Source organism: Bacillus sp. 11C (assembly GCF_055486375.1).
Genome location: NZ_JBUPVZ010000024.1, coordinates 1 through 21,654 on the forward strand (window position 1 = coordinate 1; position 21,654 = coordinate 21,654).

Genomic DNA, 21,654 nt, shown 5'->3' on the forward strand with positions numbered 1-21,654 from the left:
TAGCTGAACAACTAAAGAAACAGCAGAAAACAAAAAAGCTTGTAGAAAAAACGTCGTTTTCTCTACAAGCTGAAGCCCCCTTTAAGGGGCTTTTTTCTTTTGAAAGGGAACAATGTCATGCCGCCCCACCTATGCTTGTTTTAAAGACTGGATACATGTGTTATGTCATCAAAACTCAATTTCAACAGCAATTGATCAGAGACAATCAGCGAAACGGCAATTGCTCAGATCCTCAGCTAGATTCCTGCTGATTTCGATCGGTAACGGGATGGCTGTTTCAAAGATAAAGAAATCATGCATTGCAAGCAAAACCCTTGAATAAAGAAAGTTGGCAGTTTGAAATTCATTGACATAAAATCCAATGGCATGAAATAATACTCATAAATAATATTACTTTTGAGTATCTTTTTGTGGAGGATGATCCTAGTTGAAAAGCAAAAAAGGACGTAAAGGGGAAGAAAGCCGGAAACGATTACTCAAAGCAGCTGCCAATGATTTTGCGATTCGGGGATTTCATGAGACGAAAGTAAGTGACATTGTGAAAAGAGCCGGACTGACGCAGCCTTCCTTTTATCTGTACTTTCAAAGCAAAGAAGCCATTTTTGAGGAGTTAATCACCGATTTTCACTCTCGTGTAAAAAAGCTGACAGAGTCACTTCTTCTGGAAAACGGATTAAATACGACAGATGTGTCAAAACGGGTGCTGCCCGCTGTGGAAACTGTTTTTCAATGTCTGGCTGAGGACAAGGATATAACCAAGATCGGCTTTTTTCTGAACCCAGAAGCGAAACAAATGAAAAAAGACTTGGCGATGGTTTTGAAAGAGAACTTAGAAGCAGAACAACGGATGGGGTATTTTCGCTCCGAATTGGACATGGAAACGGTGGCTGAGTGTTTGATCGGCATGATTGTACATTTAACCAATTCATTTTTGTTAACCGGAATCAAAGATCCGGCAAGTCTCGCCGCACAGGTTGTGAATCTTTTAATATACGGGATGCTTCCGAACGGGCGTGACGTAAGATGATATCGATGATTATGAAAGTCAGTTTGGCAGCTTTTATGCTCGCAGGAGGCATCATAAAGGTGTTCCGCGTTCCCTTTCAAGTTGAGCACTGGCGGCATTATCAATATCCATTATCGTTTCTGACTGTTACTGGCATTCTGGAAATAGCCGGGGCGCTTTGCATGACAGCGGGAATTTGGAATCGGTATGCAGCGTTGGGGGCAGGCGTGCTGTTTGTCGTTCTCATGGCGGGAGCGGTTCATGCGCACATTGTTCGAGCGCGTCAATCGGTTCTCATGACGATACCTGCGATGATTTGTTTGATTGCTTCGATCATGATCATGATTCGGGAGCTCACGTAATGTTTTAACAGTCTTTTATTTTGATTTGCAGGAAATTGATTTCTCTTATCGAATGATAGAGAGTCAGAGGCTTATAACGGCTTATTTTTTATTTGTACGCAGTGATTGTCCGGCATTGGCTGGACTTTTTTTATAAGGAGGAATACAGAATGACGTTAACCTTGGAAGACATGACTGTGGAGGAGTTCGAAGCATTTCGCGGGATATCCGTGCAAAATTATGCGAAGCAAAACATAGCGTCGGGAACTTGGACGGAAAAAGAGGCGTTTGAGAAATCGGAGCAGGCATATGAGAAAATGATTCCGAATGGACGAAACAGCAGTAATCATTTCTTTTGGAACATCACAAATGAACAAGGGGAAGGGGTGGGCTGGCTCTGGCTGTATGCTGATCCGCACCATCCACAGAAGGAAGCGTTTATCTATTCCTTTGGATTGTATGAAGCATTTCGCGGAAAAGGGCTGGCTCAATCGGCGCTTCAAACGCTGGATGAAAGAGCAAGAAAGCTTGGTGCGGAAAGACTTGCTCTTCATGTGTTTGCGCACAACGAGACAGCCGTCCATCTTTATCAGAAGATGGGCTATGCCATGACCAATATACGTATGCGGAAACAGCTGTACTGACCAAAGCCGCTTACTTAAGCGGTTCTCCAAACACAATATGCCAATGTAAATGTTTAGAGTCCTGGTAAGCTCCTAAGTTGGTGATCACACGGCACGCGCCTTTTTCTCCCGTCACCATGGAAGCGACCTTTTGAATGACATCCATTAATTCAAGAAGCAAGCCATGATCGTGGTCTTCCAGGGTGATCAACGAGGAGATATGCTTCTTGTCTTGGGGACAGCCACAATATGGACTGGATAAAAAGGCTTCGTGCCAATACGTTATCTGTCTCTAGAACCTTATGTACTTTCGTTTTGCCGCTAAATACTTCATCACAATAAAAGTCTTCAGTCATATGATCCATCCTCACTTTGGTTGTTTGATTAATTCTTCTGTCTCCTTCTGTTATTAACCTTCTTTTTGTATTCATTTTACATGAATTGGGGATTTCGGTTCGGTAGATCAAGGGTTTTGATGTTTGAAAATATTAAGAAAAAAGGACAGCGTGTGCTGTTCTTTTTTTATGTAATGAGATGAAATTGTCAACATTCTATGGAGCTCTTTGGCTGTAACGACTAATCAAACTTATTTTAGTCCATTTAAATAAATCTGACTATTGTCAGTTTTATTGGAGATAAATATTTAAAAACAGATGTTTATCACAAATTTTTAAAGATTTTAAAGTTTACAATCTGACTTAAGTCAGATAAAGTGAGTATGGTAGATCGAAAGAAAAGGAGAAGAACTGATGGAGTTACAGGCGAAAAAAATATACACTGCAAAAATGTGGTCGTTATCATTTATTTTTGTCACGCTTTCAAATGCATTTTTATTTATGGTGTTTGAAATGTTATTGCCGACATTGCCTTTGTTTGTTACTGCTTTAGGGGGTGGTGCAAAGCAAGTCGGGTTGGTTACAGGTATTTTTATGATATCTGCCATTGCCATACGTCCTTTTGCAGGGGTTTTGGCTAAACGATTTAACAAAAAATATTTACTTATATTTGGAATTGTTATCAGTGCCGGCTCAACCGGTGCATATTATCTTGCGTCAGATGTGAGCGTTCTATTGCTCATTCGCTTCATACATGGTGCCGGTTTTGGATTAGCGACTACTTATTTTGCGACGATTGCCGCAGAAATTATTCCGAAGGAGCGCCGAGGTGAGGGGATTGGATATTTTGGGGTAGGCGAAACGATTGCGGTTTCGATTGGACCGATGATTGGTATCGTGGCACTGGAGCTTTATGATTTTCAGCGACTTTTTCTAGGCGGGATGTCTATTCTATTACTGGCTGTGCTAATGGCTGTATTTGTCCGGAGGCGGTCTGAAGGAAAAGACACGGCTGAAAAGGGAATGGTAAAGGTCAAGGTGTTAGAAAAACGTGTGTTGTTTCCTTCATTTCTCATATTATTAGTCGGGATTGCTGCATCTGCGATCATGTCCTTCTTTTCACTCTATGCGCTGGAAAAGGGTTTCCGAAGTGTCGGAATGTTTTTCTTTCTGATTGCGGCAGCCAGTTTTTTTATACGCCTGATCTCTGGGAAAATGTTTGACCGGTTTGGAGCGGCTGCTATCCTTATCCCCGCCTCAATATTCTCTTTAGCAGGGCTATCCATACTGTATCTTGCCCAAACCGATGCTATGTTTTTTGCTGCGGCGATATGTTACGGGTTTGGATTTGGTTCAATATTTCCGGCTATCCAGACATGGTGTATTAATCTCGTTCAAGAGCATGAACATGAGGATGCTATGGGGACATTCTTTAATTTTTTTGATATGGGAATTGGCGGAGGCTCGTTGTTATTAGGTGTAGTGGCAACGATCTATTCTTATCGGGAGATTTATATCGTTTCCATTTTGGTGTACCTGCTGTTTCTTTTATTATATATTTTATTTATCTGTTCCAAGAGAAAAGAGAAAACGGATTTAAATAATTAGGGGAGGGCAGAACAGTGACCCGTGAGAATATAAAACGCACAGCCGTTCGCCAATTTAATGAGCTTGGCTACGAGGGAGTAAAAATGGCGCATATTGCAAAAGAATTGGGGATTCGGAAACAATCTCTGTCCTACCATTTCTCGTCAAAAAAGGATCTGTTGATGGAAGTATACCCCGAGATTGTTGAAGAAGAAGTAGCGTTTATCAATGATTTTTTTGAATCCCGAAAGCATATGCCAGCCAAAAATCTTATATATGCTTTTTTAAAAGAAACACAGGCGCGCTTTCATGCCATGCCCAATGTAGCCTTTTTGCAGGCGATGTCGTTTAAGGCTCCTGTTGAAGTAAGTGATTTTATTTCAGCCCAGTACCTGCTGTTTCTGCATGCTTTGAAAAGCCGAGTTGCACTTGTTTTTAAAGAAGAGGGCACCACCTGTCCGCCCGAAAAGTGTGCAATAGCCTTTATCACTCTTTTCGATGGGCTGAACATTCAGCTGGTTTACGAGAATAAACAATCCTTTGAGCGATCTTTAGAGATTTCCTTCGATATTTTTTGGCAAGGGCTGAAGGCGAAAACTTGAAAAATACCAAGGGCGAACAGCCCTTGGTATCCCTTAACGTTATTGATCCAGCTCTTTCATTCGTTTCGTAATCTCATTGAAAGCCTGATCAAGCTCTTTGTATCCTTTATCATTTGGCGCCATCAAACTGAGCTTTCCCAGCACTTCTTGTCTTTCTGTCTCAAACTTTAAACGAAGCTCTTCCCGCTCATTTCTTTCTGAAGGAGCGTCATGTAACTGCTTTTCGATGCCATTGTCCGAGATGACGAGTTTACAGTTTGTTGTTTTTTCGAGAAAGTATCGGTCATGTGACACCGCCAGCAATGTGCCGCTGTAGTGTGACAGTGTTTCTTCCAGCTGTTCGCGTGACGGCAGGTCGAGATGGTTTGTCGGCTCATCTAAAATCAACACGTCTTTTTCCTCCAGGATATAAGCCATCAGTTTAATCTTTACACGCTCGCCCATACTCATATGCTTGATCGGCTGAGTCCATTGGGAAGCTGTAAAACCTAAGTGTTTCATCAGATTTTGAACGTGTCCCCTTGCTTCGTATGTTTCATTTTCAAATAACTCTTCCGGTGTTTGTTCTAAAGGCAAATCAAACACCTCCTGCGTTAAATAGCCGATGTTTGCAGACGGCGACACCCATATACTCCCCTCAGCTGTTTCCTGTCCCAGAATGATTTTCAGTAATGTCGTTTTTCCGCTGCCATTGGGGCCTATGATCGCAACCTTTTCACCGTGCTGAATTGTAAAATGTGCGTTTTTAAAGAGTAGTCTTTCGCCAAAAGCCTTCGTTACATGCTGAACTTCTAAAAAATGTTTTCCCGTTTTATGGGTTGTATCAATTGAAAAGTGTACATGATATTCCGGCTCAACGGGTTCCGCTTTTGCTTTTTCCAGCTCTTGTTCAAGCCGCTTCCGCTTAGATTTCATTTGGGCATCCGTACGCTTCGCTTTTACACGGTGATATTCTTTAAATCCTTCCTTTTTCGTCGATTGGGCGTGGGCTTTTTCCGACCATGAAGCAAGCTCATTCATTTGGGCTTCAATCCGTTCAACCATTTTTTGCTGCTTTTCATATTCACGCTGCTGGGTGAGTCTTTTCTTTTCCCGGAACTTCATATACCCAGAGTAATTTCCTTTGAATTCAATCAAGGTTTGAGCAACGAGCGACCATATTTTTGTTGCGGCTTCGTCTAAAAAGTAACGATCGTGAGAAACAAGAATCACAGTGCCTCTATAACGTTTCAGCTGTTGAATGAGAAATTGCAGACTTTTCTCATCAAGGTGATTTGTCGGTTCATCCAGCAGTAACAGATCTGCATTCTCTGAAAGTCCTTTCGCCAGCCGTGCTTTCAGTTTTTCGCCGCCGCTTAATTGATGGAAATCTCGAACGGGCACACACCATTTCTCCAGTAATTTCTTTTCGGCAGGCGTCTGATCCGCAAAGGAATACGACGCGGTTTCCTGTTCTACCAGCGTCATTTTTAAATCCTGCCGAAGTCTTCGGATTTGTCCTTGTGCAGGGGCTAAGTCATTGTGAATGAGGTGAAGCAGCGTCGATTTCCCAGCGCCATTTTTGCCGATAATCCCAATGATATCTCCTTGATGAACACTGGCATTTACGTTTTTAAAAACAGTCAGATTCATCACTTCATAGCTGACATTTGTTAATGTTACAATCTCTTTCATTCATATCCCTCGCTTTAAAGGGAGAATCAAAAAATCCTCCCAAATGTGTTGGAAGGATTAGCCGCGCCTGTGCATGATCAAATAAGCTATTGTTCATAAAAAGCAGTGTCATCTATATAGAAAATGGGCAGACTAATCCTATTTTTTCTGATTTGAAATATTGATTTCAAACGGTAAAAATAAGATTAGTTAATCATTGTCCACCCATCATCCCTTCTTGTTTTGATTACACACACTATAGCATAACTTCAAATTCGAAAGCAAAGGCTATTTGGAATATTTTTCATCAAAAAACTCCTGCTCTCATTTTTGAGGCAGGAGCTGCGAGTCTTATTGATGCTTTGCTTTTCTCACTTTATAAACCACAATCAGCAAAATAAACCAAACCGGCGTGATAAATAAGGAAATTCGAGTATCCTGAGCTAATGCTAAAACAACAATGATAAACGCCAGAAACGCAAGAATCAGGTAGTTTGAAAACGGATAAAGCGGAAGCTTAAACTTATTTGTTTTCGCTAATTCAGGTCTTGTTTTCCGGTATTTCATATGGCAGATGACCGTAATACCCCAAATGTAGATAAAGCAGACGGTTGAAATGCTTGTGATCAGGGTGAATACGCCTTCTGGCATGATGTAGTTTAGCGTGACACCGATTAAAATCACGATAGCTGAAAAGAACAACGCATTTCTGGGTACTTTACGCGGAGTCAGTTTCGCCATTGATTCAGGCGCATTATTATCTTTCGCCAAGGAATAGATCATACGGCTTGTACTGAACACAGCGCTGTTACATGCTGAAGCAGCGGATGTCAACACAACAAAGTTAATAATACTTGCTGCCGCGACGATGCCGACCGCGACAAATACCTGTACGAATGGGCTTTCGCTAGGATTGATAACATTCCAAGGATAGATGCTCATAATGACAAGAAGAGCACCGATATAGAAAAGCAGCACCCGGATAGGGATATTGTTGATCGCCTTAGGGATGACTTTTTCAGGGTTCTCTGTTTCACCGGCTGTAAGTCCGACCAGCTCAATGCCGACAAAGGCAAACACAACCATCTGGAACGAGAGGATAAACCCGTGCATTCCATTCGGGAACATACCTCCGTGGCTCCAGAGATTTGTGAAACTGGAGGCTCCTGAGCTAGTGGGAAACCCTTTGAAGATCATCACAAGACCGATAGCGATCAGCGCCAAAATGGCAATGACTTTAATTAAAGCAAACCAAAATTCTAATTCTCCAAAAAGCTTGACAGTTGCCAGGTTCATAATCATTAAAACAATCAGAGCGATTAAGCCGGGCACCCATTGCGGCACACCCGGGAGCCAATATTGAGTGTAAAGCCCGACGGCTGTCAGATCTGCCATCGCAATGGAAATCCAGCAGAACCAGTATGTCCAGCCGGTGATAAAGGCTGCCATATCGCCTAAATAGTCTTGTACAAAATCAACAAAAGAGTGATAGTTCAAATTCGATAACAGCAGTTCACCCAGAGATCGCATAATTAAAAAGCAAATGATTCCTGTGATCAAGTAGGCAAATAAAATCGACGGGCCGGCAAAATGAATTGATTTTCCTGAGCCGAGAAATAACCCCGTCCCAATAGCACCGCCGATGGCGATGAGCTGGATGTGCCTGTTTTTTAAGCCTCTCTCCAAGGTTTGCTGATTTATATTATCTTTCGTCATATCGTCTGTCACTTTGTGTGTTCCTCCATTGAAAATTGTTTTGAGTCAGCAATACGTTTTTAATGATTATTATAACACTAAAATTTCTATCTTTTTTACTATAAAGGTAAATGAAAAGAAATTTTAATGTTTTTTGAAAAAATTCATAATAAAAGCGGCTCCATTTAGTGAGCCGCAGTCGTTTTATGCCATTTCTGTTTTTTTCAAATACAGGTAGAGCCCATAATCTGTCGGAGCGGATGCATATCCTGCCTGCCGCAGCATTGCTGTGATATTGCCACGGTGGTATGTCCCGTGATTAACAACGTGAGGAACCAGCTCGGAAACAGTCGTTTCCATGATTCCGGCTGAGGGGTTTTGAATCTGGAGGGGTTTATCGATCTGTTCGTTTTGCTGTAAACATAATGTGTAGCGCTCGGATAACTCCAGAAACAGGGCTTCCATCTCCTCCATTTCTTTTGTCTCTGTCTGTTCTTTAAGCTGTTCAGCTAATGCCAGAGCATCGTTCATGCTTTTGCCGCAAAACACTTCAATCCAGCCGAGGTCGGAGAGGTAAACATGAGACAAGACATGGGCTATCGACGGAAACACACTTTGAATGTCTTGGCGATAGACCTCTTTTGGAAGCTCTTTTAACCGGTTGAATATTTGCTGATTAGCCCATACGTTATATTCATAAAAATGTAGTGGAAAATCTGGCATGTGGATTTTCTCCCTTCGTGTTTATAACTCCATTGTACACGAACAGGTGTTCTTTGTGGAGTGTTTGTGAATAAAATAGGTTGACAGACATAGTTTAGAGGAATAAACTAATTGGCATTGATCATATAGTTTAGTGGTATAAACTATAATGAGGAGGGGAAGATGTTGAATGAACAAAAGCTATGTCAGGCGATAAACCTGTTTGTGGAAGTATTACTCGAGGGGACAGAGTTTGTGCATCGTGAAATCAATCAGGATGTCTTCAAGCATATCTCCAGAGAACAGGCGGACCTGTTAAAAATTTTAAAAGTCAAAGGACCAACCTCTCCCGGCAGCCTGGCCATGTATCAAAATGTACATAAGAGCGCGATTTCGAACAGACTGAAAAAGCTGCTTGAAAAAGGATTGGTTGAATGGGATGACTGTCCGGCAAAAAGTGATAAGCGCTCTAAGCTTATTCACATCACAGCCAGCGGTGAAAACATCCTGGAAAAATTAGATTCAGCCATCTTTAACGCTCTTAAAGAGCTAATCGATGATATAGATGAGGAACACTTAAACTCTATCATAGAGATATTCACCATTCTAAAAAGCAAATTTAAAGGAGGAGATCCTGCCGAATGAGAGCAATCATCAAATTCAAGTGGGCAATTGCAGCCATTATATTAGCACTTACCGTGATATTGAGTTTGTTTTCTCCGAACGTAACAGAACTGGCCAATCAAAAAGGGCAGGCCCAGCTACCCGCTGATGCTGTTTCGGAAAAAGCAAATGCCATTTTAAAACAAGCGGGAGAAGACACTAATTCGATCAGTATGGTTCTTACATTAGACCACGCTTTGAAGAAAGAAACAGAGGATCAGCTCCGCGCAATGATCGATAAAATCAAAAAGATCGACGGTGTAGAAGAAGTAACGTCCCCTTTGACAGCGGAGAAAGAAGTCAAAGACCAATTAATCTCAAAAGACAAGAAAACGATTCTCATTCCTGTCACGATTACAGGTTCTGATAAAAAGGCGGAAAAAATCGCGAATGACATGTATAAAATCGTTCCTAATGATTTAACTGCATATATGACAGGAGCATCTCTCATCAATCAGGATTTCGCTCACAGTTCAGAGGAAGGGCTCAAGAAAACGGAAGTGATCACAGTCTGCCTGATTATCGGTTTACTTCTGATCGTGTTCCGCTCTGTTGTGACGCCTTTTATCCCGATTGTGGTTGTCGGTTTCTCTTATCTGATCAGTCAATCCGTATTGGGAATCCTTGTGTACAATGTTGATTTTCCTATCTCGACGTTTACGCAAACTTTCTTAGTCGCCATCCTGTTCGGCATCGGAACAGATTACTGCATACTGCTTCTGACCCGATTCCGTGAAGAATTGGCAAATGGACATGACAAAAAAGAAGCGGTGCTAATCGCTTATCGTACAGGAGGGAAAACCTTATTTATCAGCGGATTTGCGGTATTGATCGGGTTTTCTGCCTTAGGCTTTGCGAAGTTTGCGATTTTCCAATCAGCAGTAGGAGTCGCAGTCGGTGTGGGAATTTTAATGATCATCCTCTACACACTGCTGCCATTATTTATGGTGACACTGGGTGAAAAGTTATTCTGGCCTTCTAAAAAAGTGCTGTCGCACAGTGATAATAAATTATGGGCGTTTCTCGGCAGACATTCGGTTGTGCGTCCGTTTCTGTTTATTGTCATTACAGTGATCATCACGCTTCCGTTCATTTTGACCTATGATGACCAGATTTCATTCGATTCGACTGCAGAGATCAGCAGCGATTATAAATCAATAAAAGCTCTTGAGGCCATCAAAGATGGATTCGGTGAAGGGAAAGCGTTCCCGATCAACGTTGTCGTGAAAGGAGACAAAGAACTCACAACAGCTGATACAATCCCTTATCTCGGAAATGTCAGCAAAGCGATTGAGAAAGTCGATCATGTGGACTCTGTCATGACCATCACGCAGCCGACTGGTGAAAAAATCAAAGATTTATATATTGATAAACAGCTAGGCTTGGTTTCAGACGGGCTGGATAAGACGGGTAAAGGAATTGCCGATGTCCAGAGCGGTTTAACGGATATAAAAAACGGAATGAATCAAATGGCGGGGCAAACGGGCTCAGCCTCAAATAGCAGCTCCGGCGGTTCACTGGGCGATGCGGCAGACGGTTTAGACAAAATCAATCAGCAGCTGCAGCTTGTGAGCAAACAGATTTCCCAAACAGGCAATACCGCACAGACCGTACAGCAGCTTACGGCAATCAGCGGACAGCTTGGACAGATTCAAATCGGTCTTGAACAAGCGGACCAGCAGCTCTCAGGCCAGAAGGCACAAGCCGGAACGCTGACAGAAAGCCTGAAGAAGCTGGCTGCAGGCGTGAAGAGCGCAAATGATGGCCTGACGAAAATCACTGACGGCATAACAGCTTCCAGTGATATGTTAGAGGATATGAGCAAAAGCTCAACCGTAAGGGATACAGGCATATTCATTCCTGATCAAGTCATGAAAGATAAAGACTTTAAGAAGTCAATTGACCAATATTCATTTTCAGATGGCAAAGGCGTACAATTAAGCGTCGTCCTGGACTCTAATCCTTATTCAGAACAGGCCATTACAACAATGAACCAAATCAAAAAAGCTGTAGCAAACGAAGTTGACGGCACTCCTCTCGAGGACGCACAGATCGTATACGGCGGTGTCACGAGTGTGAATGCGGACTTAAAAGAGCTGTCCACAACGGACTTCTCCAGAACAATGGTGATTATGATTATAGGTCTGTTTATTGTATTAACCATTTTATTCCGCTCGATGATCATGCCGATTTATATGATCGCGTCATTGCTGCTGACATACTATACGTCGATCTCCATAACAGAATTGATTTTTGTGAACGGCCTGGGAAATGCCGGCGTCAGTTGGGCAGTACCGTTCTTCAGCTTTGTCATCTTGATCGCGTTAGGCGTAGATTATTCGATCTTCTTGCTTGACCGATTTAAGGAGGAGGTGCACCTTGGCATTGAACAAGGTGTCATCAGATCAATGAGCAAAATGGGATCAGTCATTATTACGGCGGCCATTATTTTGGCCGGCACGTTCGCGGCGATGATGCCCTCGGGCGTCAATACGCTGATGCAGGTGGCAAGTGTTATCATTATCGGGCTGCTGCTTTACGGCCTTGTCATTCTTCCGCTCTTTATGCCGGCAATCATCGTGACCTTTGGAGAAGGAAACTGGTGGCCGTTTGGCAGGAAGAAAACCAAAGAATAATAGAGACTAGAGGTGGGAATTTCCATCTCTCTTGTCTGATTGTTGACAGCAACAAAATGAAAACAGAGCCCAGAACTTACGTCTGGGCTCTTTGTTTTATTTCCATTCTGCAATTGTATCAATCGGCAGACGGTAGGAAGCATAGCCTTCGTCTGCTGCTTTTCCGATAGAAAGAAGCATGACCGGTACATAACGTTCTTTATCTAATCCGAAGGTTTCTGCGATGTTTTCTTTATCGTATCCGCCGATGGGGTTTGTATCGTAGCCGTGCGCGCGTGCAGTCAGCATCAGCTGCATTGAAACGAGACCGCCGTCAATCAGGATCGTTTCGCGGTTCACCTGCGCCGGAAGCTTTTCAAAATGAGCTGTCAGCGCGGCGATTTGTCTGTCTTTTACCTCCTGCGGCATATAACCGAGTTCCACCGCTTTTGAATAGATTTCTTCTAGATAGTCAGCATTGTTCATGTCTGCAAATACAGCGATGACAGCAGATGATGTTGTGACTTGCGTTTGGTTGAAGCTTGCAAGCGGTGCGAGCTTTTCTTTTCCTTCCGGGCTGTCGATGACGAGAAAACGCCATGGCTGAGCGTTGACAGAAGATGGCGCCGTTGTTGATTCTTCTAAGATTGCTGTCATCTCTTCTTTGCTGATTTTCACCGTCGGATCATAGTTGCGAATAGAACGGCGGCCTTTCATAATCTCCATAAAATCGTTTGTTTTGATCATGTTGATACACTCCTCTTAAGCTTCGATATTTTCTATGCTGTTACGCATACGCGTCAGCACATCAATGAGCAGGCGGCGCTCGTCTGCACTTACATTCGCGAGCATTTCCTTCATGAAACGCTCCTTTTCTTGCTTAGAAGACTCGATCCGCTCTCTTCCTCGATCTGTTAACCGCACAAGGGTGATGCGGTTGTCCTCAGGTTTGCGCCGTCTTGAGACCATGCCTTTGGCTTCCAGCTGTTTTAGGTGTCTAGTGACGGCGGCGCTATCAATATTTACTTTCTTTTGAAGGTCGCTTTGACTGATCTCATCTGCATAATAAAGCAATGACAGCAATTCCAAACGAGATTGGCTGATGCCCGTGCATGCCTCGAACTTCACGCCAATCACCTTGTTCACGCCTTGCAGCTGATATAAAATCTCGGCTTCCTCTGAACAAAATGACGCCAAAACCCATCCCTTCTTTCTTGTCAACATAATTAATTGATATATCAATGATTGACTCATCAATTAATATACAATGATTGATTTCAACTTGCAAGCCATTTGCATATTTGAAAAACCCCCCAGATGTGAAGGGAGGTTTTGTGTTATTCTTGCGGTTCAGGATAAAACATCAGCAGAAAAAAGCTAGCCGTTTCTTCAGAAGAATTGATGTAGCTGTGCGGGGTTGACCCTGTAAACTGCAGGGCGTCTCCTGAAGCGAGCATGTGCTCCTGTCCCTGCAGATTAACCGTTAATTCGCCTTCTTTAATGAAAAGATATTCTTCTCCTAAATGTGTTTTTGCTTCATGAATACATCCAGGTTTCAGATCAACAACGTAAATTTCAAACTTTGTTTCAGGATTGTAGGGGAAAAAAGGGTAGACGCTGTAGTTTTCTTCATTATCTGTAACAGGTTCAATATCCCTCAGATTAATTTTTCTAACTATCGGCTTGTCTTCTTTCAGAAATACAGAAAAGGAGACTTGAAGCCCGTTTGCGATCTTCCATAGTGTAGTGACAGTCGGGGTGGACTTTCCTTTTTCGATTTGTCCGAGCATCGCTTTGCTGACACCCGTTAATTCAGAAACTTGATCAAGAGTCAGGTTTCTGTTTTTTCTAAGTTTGACCAGATTCATTGCAATAATGGCTTGGATATCATCCATACATGTATCTCCTTACGTCCATATTCGCTTTCATTATAACATAGGGAAGTCTGTTATCACATTCTATTGTCAGTTATAACATACGTGTGTATAATATGTTAGACGAGGAGGAGGAGGACAGAATGATATCTGAAAAAGAAATGACTCATGCAAAAACTGACGAGCCAACATTCCTGCAGGGATTTCAAGATTGTGTTCCGACGCTGATCGGTTACATCAGTGTAGGCTTGGCTCTCGGAATCGTTGGGGTTGCGTCGCATTTAAGCGTAATGGAGATTGTGTTAATGTCAGGATTGGTTTTTGCAGGCGGCGCCCAGTTCATTATGTGTGCGTTGTTAGCGGCGAACAGCCCGATGTCCGCCATTATTCTGACTACGTTTATTGTGAATTTGCGGAATTTTCTATTAAGCGCCTCGCTTGCTCCTCATTTTTCAAAGTATTCACTGGCGAAAAATGTAGGTATCGGCATGATGGTGACAGATGAATCGTTCGGTGTTGCTTCAAATAAGATTGTCAAAAACGAGCCGATTAACGATCGCTGGATGTTCGGTTTAAATCTTACAGCATATGCGTGCTGGGTGCTGTCTTGTGTGGCGGGGGCTGTTTTTGGCAAGTGGATTACCGATCCGGAATCGTTCGGACTGGATTTTGCGGTGACGGCTATGTTTTTAGCGCTGCTGGTTCTTCAACTGGAACATGTTGTGCCGGCGAAGCTTAAACATTATGTATCACTCATGATCTATATGGTGATTGCCATGGTTGTTTTTTCTTTCTTTATGCCGTCTCATCTTGCGGTCATCATATCAACGGTTATAGTAGCAACAATCGGGGTGGTGACGGATAAATGAGTGTCAATACATACATCTTGATGGTGATTATCGGCTGTGCGCTGGTCACGATGATTCCCCGCGTCATTCCCTTTTTAGTTGTTCGAAATATCACTTTGCCGGAGCCCGTGCTCAAGTGGCTTTCCTATGTGCCGGTCTGTATATTGACAGCACTTGTCGTAAAGGATTGTATGATTCAGTCAAATGATACTCTTCAATTGAATTGGCCCGCAGCCGTTATCTTGATCCCGACTCTTTTGATTGCGATGAAAACGAAAAGCTTATCCATTACTGTGATCACCGGTGTACTTCTTATGGCGGGTTTGCGGTTGTGGACATAGAAAAGGGTATACTCACAAGATCAGGGCTGTAGCCCTTGATCTTTCTGTGTCTTTCGTTCAAGCTTTAAGCGGCTTTCACAGACTGAAAGTTATGATACAATATACAAATGTTTTTATAGCTTCAATCTATCGTTGAAGTTGACATCTTACATAAGGGACTAGGTTGAAGGGAAGGTTTGATAACATGCTGCAAAACCCAACTGGAAAAGAACGCTTGGCATTGGCGTTTCTGCTCGGCATGCTTGCTATATTGGGCCCGCTTAATATCGATATGTATTTGCCGAGTTTTCCTGAAATCGCGAATGATTTATCAGCAAGCGCTTCACTTGTACAGTTAAGTTTAACAGCCTGTCTGGTCGGGCTTACCATCGGCCAGCTGATTGTCGGGCCGGTCAGTGATGCGCAGGGAAGACGGAAACCGCTATTAATCTGTATTTTTTTATTTGCGTTATCTTCTCTGTTTTGCGCGCTGTCGCCCAATATTACAACATTAGTAGCTGCGCGTTTTTTACAGGGGTTCACCGCTTCAGCAGGGCTTGTGCTGTCTCGCGCCATCGTCCGCGATGTGTTTACCGGAAGAGAGCTTTCTAAATTTTTCTCACTGTTAATGGTCATTACAGCAGTTGCGCCAATGGTAGCACCTATGACAGGCGGCGCCATTTTGCTTTTGCCATTTGCAACGTGGCATACGATTTTTCACGTGTTAACGATCATCGGATTTTTACTTGTTCTTTTGATTGCATTTAGACTAAAAGAAACGCTGCCGCCGGAAAAAAGGATTCCAAGCTCAATCGGAACATCTGTCAAAACGATGGGCAGCCTGCTGAGGGATCGGTCCTTTATGGGGTACGCGTTAACTGTTGGGTTTATACATGGAGGAAGCTTTGCATATGTGTCCGGTACGCCATTTGTATACCAGGGTATTTACGGGGTGTCGCCGCAGGTGTTTAGTATTCTTTTTGGCATTAACGGCCTGGCGATTATATCGGGCAGCTTTATGATCGGGCGCTTTGGCGGAATCATCCATGAAAAAAAACTGCTTCGCATAGCGGTCATTACAGCTATGGTTGCGACGGCTGTGCTTTTGACTATGACCATGATTCACGGCCCTCTGGCCACATTAGTCATATCCATCTTCATTTACATGATTACAATTGGCATGGTTTTGACCAGCACGTTTACGCTGGCCATGGAGAAGCAGGGGCACCGAGCCGGAAGCGCAAGCGCGCTGCTCGGCATGCTGCCGCTTCTCCTCGGATCAATCGTCTCCCCGCTTGTAGGCATTAATGAAACGACTGCCATTCCAATGGGAGCGATCATGTTTGTGACAGCGGTCATCGGCTCTCTGGCGTTTTTTGGATTAACGAAAGAACGAGCGGAGCAAAAAACCTGACATGGCGTCAGGTTTTTTGTTTTAGTTAGAATAATAACAGCAGGCCCGCAATCGCCGGAGTCAAGAAGATGGCCGATTTCAGAACCACCTTTGGCATAAGGTTGGTGAATTTCGCACCTACATAGGCACCGCACATCGTGCCGACCAAGACTTTGATCAGCAGTATATAATCGACAAAACCTTCTGTAATGTATCCGATTCCTCCACCTACAGCGAGGGGAATGATCACAAGCATCGTCGTTCCGACAGAATGGCGAATAGACAGGTTCAGCATGATCATTAAACCGATTTGAATAAAAGGCGCCGACCCGATTCCGAATGTGCCGGAAAGAACGCCGGAAACAATTCCTAAGATGACCGCTCTCGTATACGTTGAAAGATGGCTCTGATTCATTTGAGCCTTCTCTTTTAAAAGAAATAATCTGATTAAAATGAGCATCGCTGATAAAAATAACATTCCCGCCGTCAAATAGTGAAGCAAATCAGCCGGAATGAACGATGTCAGTTTGGCGCCGAAAAATGAGCCGACAGCAGCAAAGCATCCGACTATTAAGCCGATTTTCATTTGAATGTTGCCTTCACGATAGTGGCTATACGCCCCTGATAAGCTGGTGAAAGCCATCCCGGCGAGGGAAGTGCCTAAAGCCGTATGAATAGGAACATGGAAAAGAAGAGTTAAAAGTGCAATGACAAAGCCTGCACCCCCGGCACCAATAAAGCCTAAAATAATCCCGAGAAGAAACATAACAAGAATAATGAGCATATTTTTTCCTCCATTGAAAAATTCTAAAAATGTAAAAGTGCTATTCTGGCGGAGGTATGGTGTTCTATTGACGATGAAAAAACATGCCGATTTTTCAGTTTCCAGTAGTCCGTCGACCGTCGTTCAGCAAACATATCGTACCCCGAATTCTGAGATTTGACAAGGCAGTTTATTGCTTCCCATTACCATCTGTTATATGATTTTCATGAAGAAAAGCCCATGAATATATTCAAAAGAGGTATTATATATGGACGATTTTAAATTAGACAAACCGACTCCTTACTACCTGCAATTTTATAACCAGCTGAAAAAAATGATCTTCAACGGAACTTTTAAGCCGGGGGAACGGATAAACGAAACCCAGCTGGCGAAAAGCTTTGGTGTCAGCCGCTCTCCAATAAGGGAAGCCATGCGGCTGCTTGAGAAAGACGGTTTGTTAAAAGCAGATGACCGAAATGGATTTTCTATTACGTCGTTAACGGCAAAAGATGTAGATGAGATTTATAAAATCAGAATTCCGCTGGAGCAGCTGGCAGTTGAGTTAGTCATAAACGAAGCGGATGGGGAAGAGCTTGCTATTCTTGAAAAACAGCTTGAAGAAACAGAAAAAGCCATTCACAACGGAATGGAAGATACGGAAATCATCAGTTTAAATCAAAAGTTTCATGAGCTGCTTGTCGATTTTAGCCATAACAGACATTTGAAAAATTTGCTTGAGCATGTAAATGATCTGATTCACTTTTGCAGAATCCTTAATTATACTGGCGACCACCGTGCAGAAACGATACTGAGTGAACACCGCAAAATATTTGAAGAAGTGAAAAAGAAAAACAAAAAAGCAGCCAAACAGTATGTGGAGGCTCATTTCAATCATGACTGTGAGCACTTGAAGCATGTGCTTGAAGAAAGAAAAGAGAATTGATTATTGTGTGATCCGTCCCAAGGGGAATCTTGCCCCTTGGTTTTTTTGTGCTCACTAACATATATAAGGGATTATGGTAATAAGATTTTATGATAGATTGACTAACGAATAATGGGGGTTACACATGTTTATCCATATCGTCCGGCCTGGTGATTCTTTGTTTTCCATAGGCAGAAGATACGATGCTGCTGTTGATCAAATCCGGAGTGTGAATGGGTTAGACGAAACGAATATCGTGCCGGGGCAGGCTCTGCTAATCCCTCTTTATGTATATACAGTGCAGCCGGGAGACACGCTGACCGCCATTGCGGAAAAAGCGTTTGTTCCATTAGAGCGACTGCGGGCCGCAAACCCGGGCATCAGCCCAAATGCTTTACAAGTCAGAGCAAAAATAACGATCCCTTCTATCTCAAATTACGTTGCGGGGACGCTGAGTTTTTATGTGCTCCGAAATCCTGATCTCGATCGGGAGTTAATTAATGACTTTGCGCCATACTCGTCTTCGATTTCGATTTTCGAATACCATATTGCACCTAACGGCGACATTGCAAACCAATTAAATGATAAGGCCGCGATTGAGACAACATGGCAAAGACGAGTCACACCGCTGGCAACGATCACGAATCTCACATCAGAAGGCTTCAGTACGGAGATCGTTCACCAAGTCTTAAACAACCCGACCGCGAGAACCAATCTGGTCAACAATATTTATTACTTAGTTTCCACAAGAGGATATGGGGGGGTGACAATCGATTTTGAACAGGTAAGCGCCGCGGATCGTGATCTATTTACCGGGTTTTTACGTCAACTGAGAGACCGCCTTCAGGCAGGAGGGTATGTGCTGACGATAGCTGTTCCGGCAAAAACAAGCGATCAGATCCCATGGCTGAGAGGCTACGATTACGGAGGGATTGGAGCAGTTGTCGATTATATGTTTATTATGGCTTATGATTGGCATCATGCAGGAAGTGAGCCGGGCCCGGTAGCGCCGATTACTGAGATCAGGAGAACCATTGAGTTTGCGATTGCGCAGGTGCCGCGCAGAAAAATCATCATCGGAGTCCCTCTCTATGGGTACGACTGGATCATCCCGTACCAGCCGGGAACTGTTGCTTCAGCCATTTCAAATCAAAACGCAATCGAAAGAGCGATGAGGTATCAAACGCCGATCCAATATTCAGCCGAATATCAATCACCTTTTTACCGGTACAGTGATGAAGAAGGGCGGACGCATGAGGTATGGTTTGAAGATGTCAGAAGTATGAGCCGGAAAATGCTGATCGTCCGGGAATACGGATTGCAAGCTATAGGCGCTTGGCAGTTAACCTTGGGTTTCACGCCAGGTCCATGGCTATTGCGGAAGTTTTTTACGATCAGAAAGGTATAAATAGACACCAAAGCTTGGTGTCTTTTCAGATTTCAGTCCAGAGCAGCAGAATAGTTCAATCATTTGTCCCTTGCATGGCGCTACGGCCCCATTTTACGATTAATAGTAGTCTGATCAAACAAAACATCAGGATACGATGTGAGAGGGAGTAGTCAAAATGAAAAAAGTATTGATTTTAAATTTCCCCGCGGAAGGCCATGTAAATCCTACATTAGGCATTACGAAAGCCTTTGCCGATAGAGGATATGATGTCCATTATATCTCCACTGAAAAGTATAAAGAAAGATTGGTAGCGGTAGGAGCGACTGTCCATCTTCATCAGGATTTGCTGAGAACAACACCTATCAATATCGCTACGCCAAGTGGCATTCTTGATTTCCTGAAAATTCATATCAAAACCTCACTAGACATTCTACGTATTGTAAAAGAGTTGTCAAAAAGCATTCAGTTTGACTTTGTTTATTATGATAAATTCGGTGCGGGGGAGCTAGTCAGAGATTATCTCAACATCCCGGGCATCTCTTCATCTGCTTCCTTCTTATTCGATGAAGAACATTTAAAGATATTGCCTCTGCACCCGGATTCAGAAGTGCCTTTACAAATGGATAAAGAATGTGAAGATCTATTATTAGAGATGAAACAAAATTATGGTGTATCACCTGAAAATATGGTGCAATTCATGAATAATAAAGGTGAATTAAATGTAGTGTACACAAGCAGATATTTTCAGCCGGAAAGCCGTCGTTTCGGCAATGAATTTCTGTTTATCGGTCCAAGTTTTCCAAAGAGAGCGGAAAAAACTGATTTCCCGATTGAGAAATTAAAAGATGAGAAAGTCATCTATATTTCAATGGGAACGGTATTAGACGAAACTGAAGAGTTTTTCAACTTATGTATAGATGCTTTTTCTGATGTCAAGGGCAAGGTCGTGATAGCTGCGGGAGAAAAAACTGATCTGACAAGATTAAAGCAAGCGCCGGAGAACTTTATCATTGCTGCTTATGTGCCTCAACTGGAAGTGTTGGAACAATCAGATGTTTTCATCACTCACGGGGGAATGAACAGTGTAAATGAAGGCATTCATTTTAATGTTCCTTTAGTTGTAATACCGCACGATAAGGACCAGCCAATGGTGGCCCAGCGACTGACTGAATTACAAGCAGGTTATACAATATCTAAAGACCATGTAACCGCGAAGTCTTTACAACATGCAGTGGAAGAAGTGTTGAATAACGACCGATATAAGGAAGGGATTCAAAAAATCAATCAAAGCTTTCAGGATTGCATGAATATGAAAGTGGTAATGGAGCGGATTGATCATTTTATAGATCAGAGAATATAACAGCAAAAATAGCTTTGACTCTATCAGAAAAAAGAGTCTTATAAGCATTGTTGGAAATAACCGGAGCCATTTTGCGGATCATCGGTTTTGGCAAAAGGATTATATATTTGTAAGGGCTCATTTTCTGGGAGCGACAGCAGCAGGAGAAATACTTTCATATTAATTCACACTCAAAATCATTTTTCATATTATGTATAAATGTATGGGAAATGCAGCTGTAAAAGGATGTGAATAGAAATTATGTCTCGAAAACCGTCACATAGGTGCCCTTACTGTGGATCTAACTCTTCAAGCCCCAGTTGTAGATTAGGACCTAAAAAAAATCCTGAGCTTAAACATTCATGTAGATGTTGCTGTTGCGTAAGGGGGGCAAGAGGGCCGCAGGGACCACGCGGATTACGCGGTATCCCAGGCAGTGCAGGAGCAACAGGAGCCACCGGAGCAACAGGAGCTACGGGAGCCGCTGGACCCGCTGGACCCGCTGGACCCGCTGGACCCGCTGGACCTGCAGGAGCAACAGGAGCCACCGGAGCAACAGGAGCTACGGGAGCCGCTGGACCCGCTGGACCCGCTGGACCCGCTGGACCCGCTGGACCTGCAGGAGCAACAGGAGCCACCGGAGCAACAGGAGCTACGGGAGCCGCTGGACCTGCAGGAGCCACCGGAGCAACAGGAGCTACGGGAGCCACTGGACCCGCTGGACCTGCAGGAGCAACAGGAGCTACGGGAGCCGCTGGACCCGCTGGAGCCACGGGAGCAACAGGAGCCACGGGAGCCACTGGACCCGCTGGACCCGCTGGACCTGCAGGAGCAACAGGAGCCACGGGAGCCACTGGACCCGCTGGACCTGCAGGAGCAACAGGAGCCACCGGAGCAACAGGAGCTACGGGAGCCACCGGAGCCACCGGAGCCACTGGACCCGCTGGACCTGCAGGAGCAACAGGAGCCACCGGAGCAACAGG

General features: G+C 43.6%; 20 protein-coding genes and 2 pseudogenes. 14 read left to right on the top strand and 8 right to left on the bottom strand.

The features are described from left to right. Nucleotides 1-427 precede the first annotated feature (427 nt). From ACY3LV_RS20310 to ACY3LV_RS20320, 3 genes are all read left to right on the top strand, one after another. Nucleotides 428-1,027: a TetR/AcrR family transcriptional regulator gene (locus ACY3LV_RS20310; RefSeq protein ID WP_464864404.1), complete on the top strand. Its 600-nt coding sequence runs from the start codon at nucleotides 428-430 to the stop codon at nucleotides 1,025-1,027. Further along, nucleotides 1,024-1,368 carry a DoxX family protein gene (locus tag ACY3LV_RS20315; RefSeq protein WP_333561124.1) on the top strand — a complete coding sequence of 115 codons (345 nt, stop codon included), beginning with the start codon at nucleotides 1,024-1,026 and terminating at the stop codon, nucleotides 1,366-1,368. Before ACY3LV_RS20310 ends, ACY3LV_RS20315 begins: the two co-directional genes overlap by 4 nt. 149 nt (nucleotides 1,369-1,517) lie before the next feature. Continuing rightward, on the top strand, nucleotides 1,518-1,991 hold the full coding sequence (locus tag ACY3LV_RS20320) for a GNAT family N-acetyltransferase (protein WP_333561123.1): 474 nt from the start codon (nucleotides 1,518-1,520) through the stop codon (nucleotides 1,989-1,991). Between the two features lie 10 nt (nucleotides 1,992-2,001). Here the strand turns inward: ACY3LV_RS20320 and ACY3LV_RS20325 are convergent. Next, nucleotides 2,002-2,326: pseudogene (locus ACY3LV_RS20325) on the bottom strand (HIT family protein). Nucleotides 2,327-2,719: 393 nt separating this feature from the next. On the opposite strand from ACY3LV_RS20325, the gene ACY3LV_RS20330 reads away from it, so the two are divergent. Both ACY3LV_RS20330 and ACY3LV_RS20335 read left to right on the top strand, forming a co-directional pair. Beyond that, a complete protein-coding gene (locus ACY3LV_RS20330) occupies nucleotides 2,720-3,913 on the top strand; it encodes an MFS transporter (RefSeq protein WP_464864405.1) in 1,194 nt (397 codons plus the stop codon). Between the two features lie 14 nt (nucleotides 3,914-3,927). After that, nucleotides 3,928-4,494 (top strand): TetR/AcrR family transcriptional regulator, encoded by a 567-nt coding sequence (locus tag ACY3LV_RS20335; protein WP_333519273.1) that lies wholly within the window; start codon nucleotides 3,928-3,930, stop codon nucleotides 4,492-4,494. Between the two features lie 39 nt (nucleotides 4,495-4,533). Here the strand turns inward: ACY3LV_RS20335 and vmlR are convergent, their stop codons facing one another. The 3 genes from vmlR to dinB form a co-directional block, all read right to left on the bottom strand. Then, nucleotides 4,534-6,168, bottom strand: a complete 1,635-nt coding sequence (gene vmlR / locus ACY3LV_RS20340; protein ID WP_464864406.1) for an ABC-F type ribosomal protection protein VmlR — start codon at nucleotides 6,166-6,168, stop codon at nucleotides 4,534-4,536. Nucleotides 6,169-6,498: 330 nt separating this feature from the next. Continuing rightward, a complete protein-coding gene (locus ACY3LV_RS20345; RefSeq protein WP_087993573.1) occupies nucleotides 6,499-7,875 on the bottom strand; it encodes an amino acid permease in 1,377 nt (458 codons plus the stop codon). 171 nt (nucleotides 7,876-8,046) lie between these two features. Continuing rightward, nucleotides 8,047-8,565, bottom strand: coding sequence for a damage-inducible protein DinB (gene dinB / locus ACY3LV_RS20350; RefSeq protein WP_148964507.1), 519 nt, complete (start codon nucleotides 8,563-8,565; stop codon nucleotides 8,047-8,049). A gap of 165 nt (nucleotides 8,566-8,730) precedes the next feature. Between dinB and ACY3LV_RS20355 the strand changes: the two genes are divergently transcribed. Further along, the gene (locus tag ACY3LV_RS20355; RefSeq protein WP_148964506.1) at nucleotides 8,731-9,189 is read left to right on the top strand and encodes a MarR family transcriptional regulator; all 459 of its coding nucleotides are present in this window, start codon (nucleotides 8,731-8,733) and stop codon (nucleotides 9,187-9,189) included. Next, complete coding sequence (locus ACY3LV_RS20360; protein WP_464864407.1) at nucleotides 9,186-11,843, top strand: MMPL family transporter; 2,658 nt, start codon at nucleotides 9,186-9,188, stop codon at nucleotides 11,841-11,843. The genes ACY3LV_RS20355 and ACY3LV_RS20360 overlap by 4 nt, the downstream gene beginning before the upstream one ends. Before the next feature lie 96 nt (nucleotides 11,844-11,939). Here the strand turns inward: ACY3LV_RS20360 and ACY3LV_RS20365 are convergent, their stop codons facing one another. The 3 genes from ACY3LV_RS20365 to ACY3LV_RS20375 all read right to left on the bottom strand — a co-directional run bounded on the left by ACY3LV_RS20365 (nucleotide 11,940) and on the right by ACY3LV_RS20375 (nucleotide 13,717). Then, nucleotides 11,940-12,569, bottom strand: a complete 630-nt coding sequence (locus tag ACY3LV_RS20365; RefSeq protein ID WP_087993576.1) for a nitroreductase family protein — start codon at nucleotides 12,567-12,569, stop codon at nucleotides 11,940-11,942. 15 nt (nucleotides 12,570-12,584) lie between these two features. Then, on the bottom strand, nucleotides 12,585-13,079 hold the full coding sequence (locus ACY3LV_RS20370) for a MarR family transcriptional regulator (protein ID WP_464864408.1): 495 nt from the start codon (nucleotides 13,077-13,079) through the stop codon (nucleotides 12,585-12,587). An 80-nt stretch (nucleotides 13,080-13,159) separates the two neighbouring features. Next, nucleotides 13,160-13,717: a helix-turn-helix domain-containing protein gene (locus ACY3LV_RS20375; RefSeq protein ID WP_333561116.1), complete on the bottom strand. Its 558-nt coding sequence runs from the start codon at nucleotides 13,715-13,717 to the stop codon at nucleotides 13,160-13,162. A gap of 122 nt (nucleotides 13,718-13,839) precedes the next feature. Here ACY3LV_RS20375 and ACY3LV_RS20380 point away from each other — a divergent pair, with 122 nt between their 5' ends. The 3 genes from ACY3LV_RS20380 to ACY3LV_RS20390 all read left to right on the top strand — a co-directional run bounded on the left by ACY3LV_RS20380 (nucleotide 13,840) and on the right by ACY3LV_RS20390 (nucleotide 16,278). Then, on the top strand, nucleotides 13,840-14,565 hold the full coding sequence (locus ACY3LV_RS20380; protein WP_464864409.1) for an AzlC family ABC transporter permease: 726 nt from the start codon (nucleotides 13,840-13,842) through the stop codon (nucleotides 14,563-14,565). Beyond that, nucleotides 14,562-14,885, top strand: a complete 324-nt coding sequence (locus tag ACY3LV_RS20385) for an AzlD domain-containing protein (protein WP_148964501.1) — start codon at nucleotides 14,562-14,564, stop codon at nucleotides 14,883-14,885. Before ACY3LV_RS20380 ends, ACY3LV_RS20385 begins: the two co-directional genes overlap by 4 nt. Nucleotides 14,886-15,069: 184 nt before the next feature. Continuing rightward, nucleotides 15,070-16,278: an MFS transporter gene (locus tag ACY3LV_RS20390; RefSeq protein WP_464864410.1), complete on the top strand. Its 1,209-nt coding sequence runs from the start codon at nucleotides 15,070-15,072 to the stop codon at nucleotides 16,276-16,278. 25 nt (nucleotides 16,279-16,303) lie between these two features. Here ACY3LV_RS20390 and ACY3LV_RS20395 read toward each other — a convergent pair whose 3' ends face one another. Beyond that, nucleotides 16,304-17,041 (bottom strand): sulfite exporter TauE/SafE family protein, encoded by a 738-nt coding sequence (locus tag ACY3LV_RS20395; RefSeq protein ID WP_148964499.1) that lies wholly within the window; start codon nucleotides 17,039-17,041, stop codon nucleotides 16,304-16,306. Between the two features lie 247 nt (nucleotides 17,042-17,288). Between ACY3LV_RS20395 and ACY3LV_RS20400 the strand changes: the two genes are divergently transcribed. The 4 genes and pseudogenes from ACY3LV_RS20400 to ACY3LV_RS20415 all read left to right on the top strand — a co-directional run. Further along, on the top strand, nucleotides 17,289-17,963 hold the full coding sequence (locus ACY3LV_RS20400; RefSeq protein WP_148964498.1) for a GntR family transcriptional regulator: 675 nt from the start codon (nucleotides 17,289-17,291) through the stop codon (nucleotides 17,961-17,963). 124 nt (nucleotides 17,964-18,087) lie between these two features. After that, nucleotides 18,088-19,350, top strand: coding sequence for a glycosyl hydrolase family 18 protein (locus ACY3LV_RS20405; RefSeq protein ID WP_464864411.1), 1,263 nt, complete (start codon nucleotides 18,088-18,090; stop codon nucleotides 19,348-19,350). Between the two features lie 157 nt (nucleotides 19,351-19,507). Continuing rightward, complete coding sequence (locus tag ACY3LV_RS20410) at nucleotides 19,508-20,692, top strand: macrolide family glycosyltransferase (RefSeq protein WP_464864412.1); 1,185 nt, start codon at nucleotides 19,508-19,510, stop codon at nucleotides 20,690-20,692. A 415-nt stretch (nucleotides 20,693-21,107) separates the two neighbouring features. Then, nucleotides 21,108-21,654, top strand: a pseudogene (locus ACY3LV_RS20415) (hypothetical protein); the annotation flags it as partial.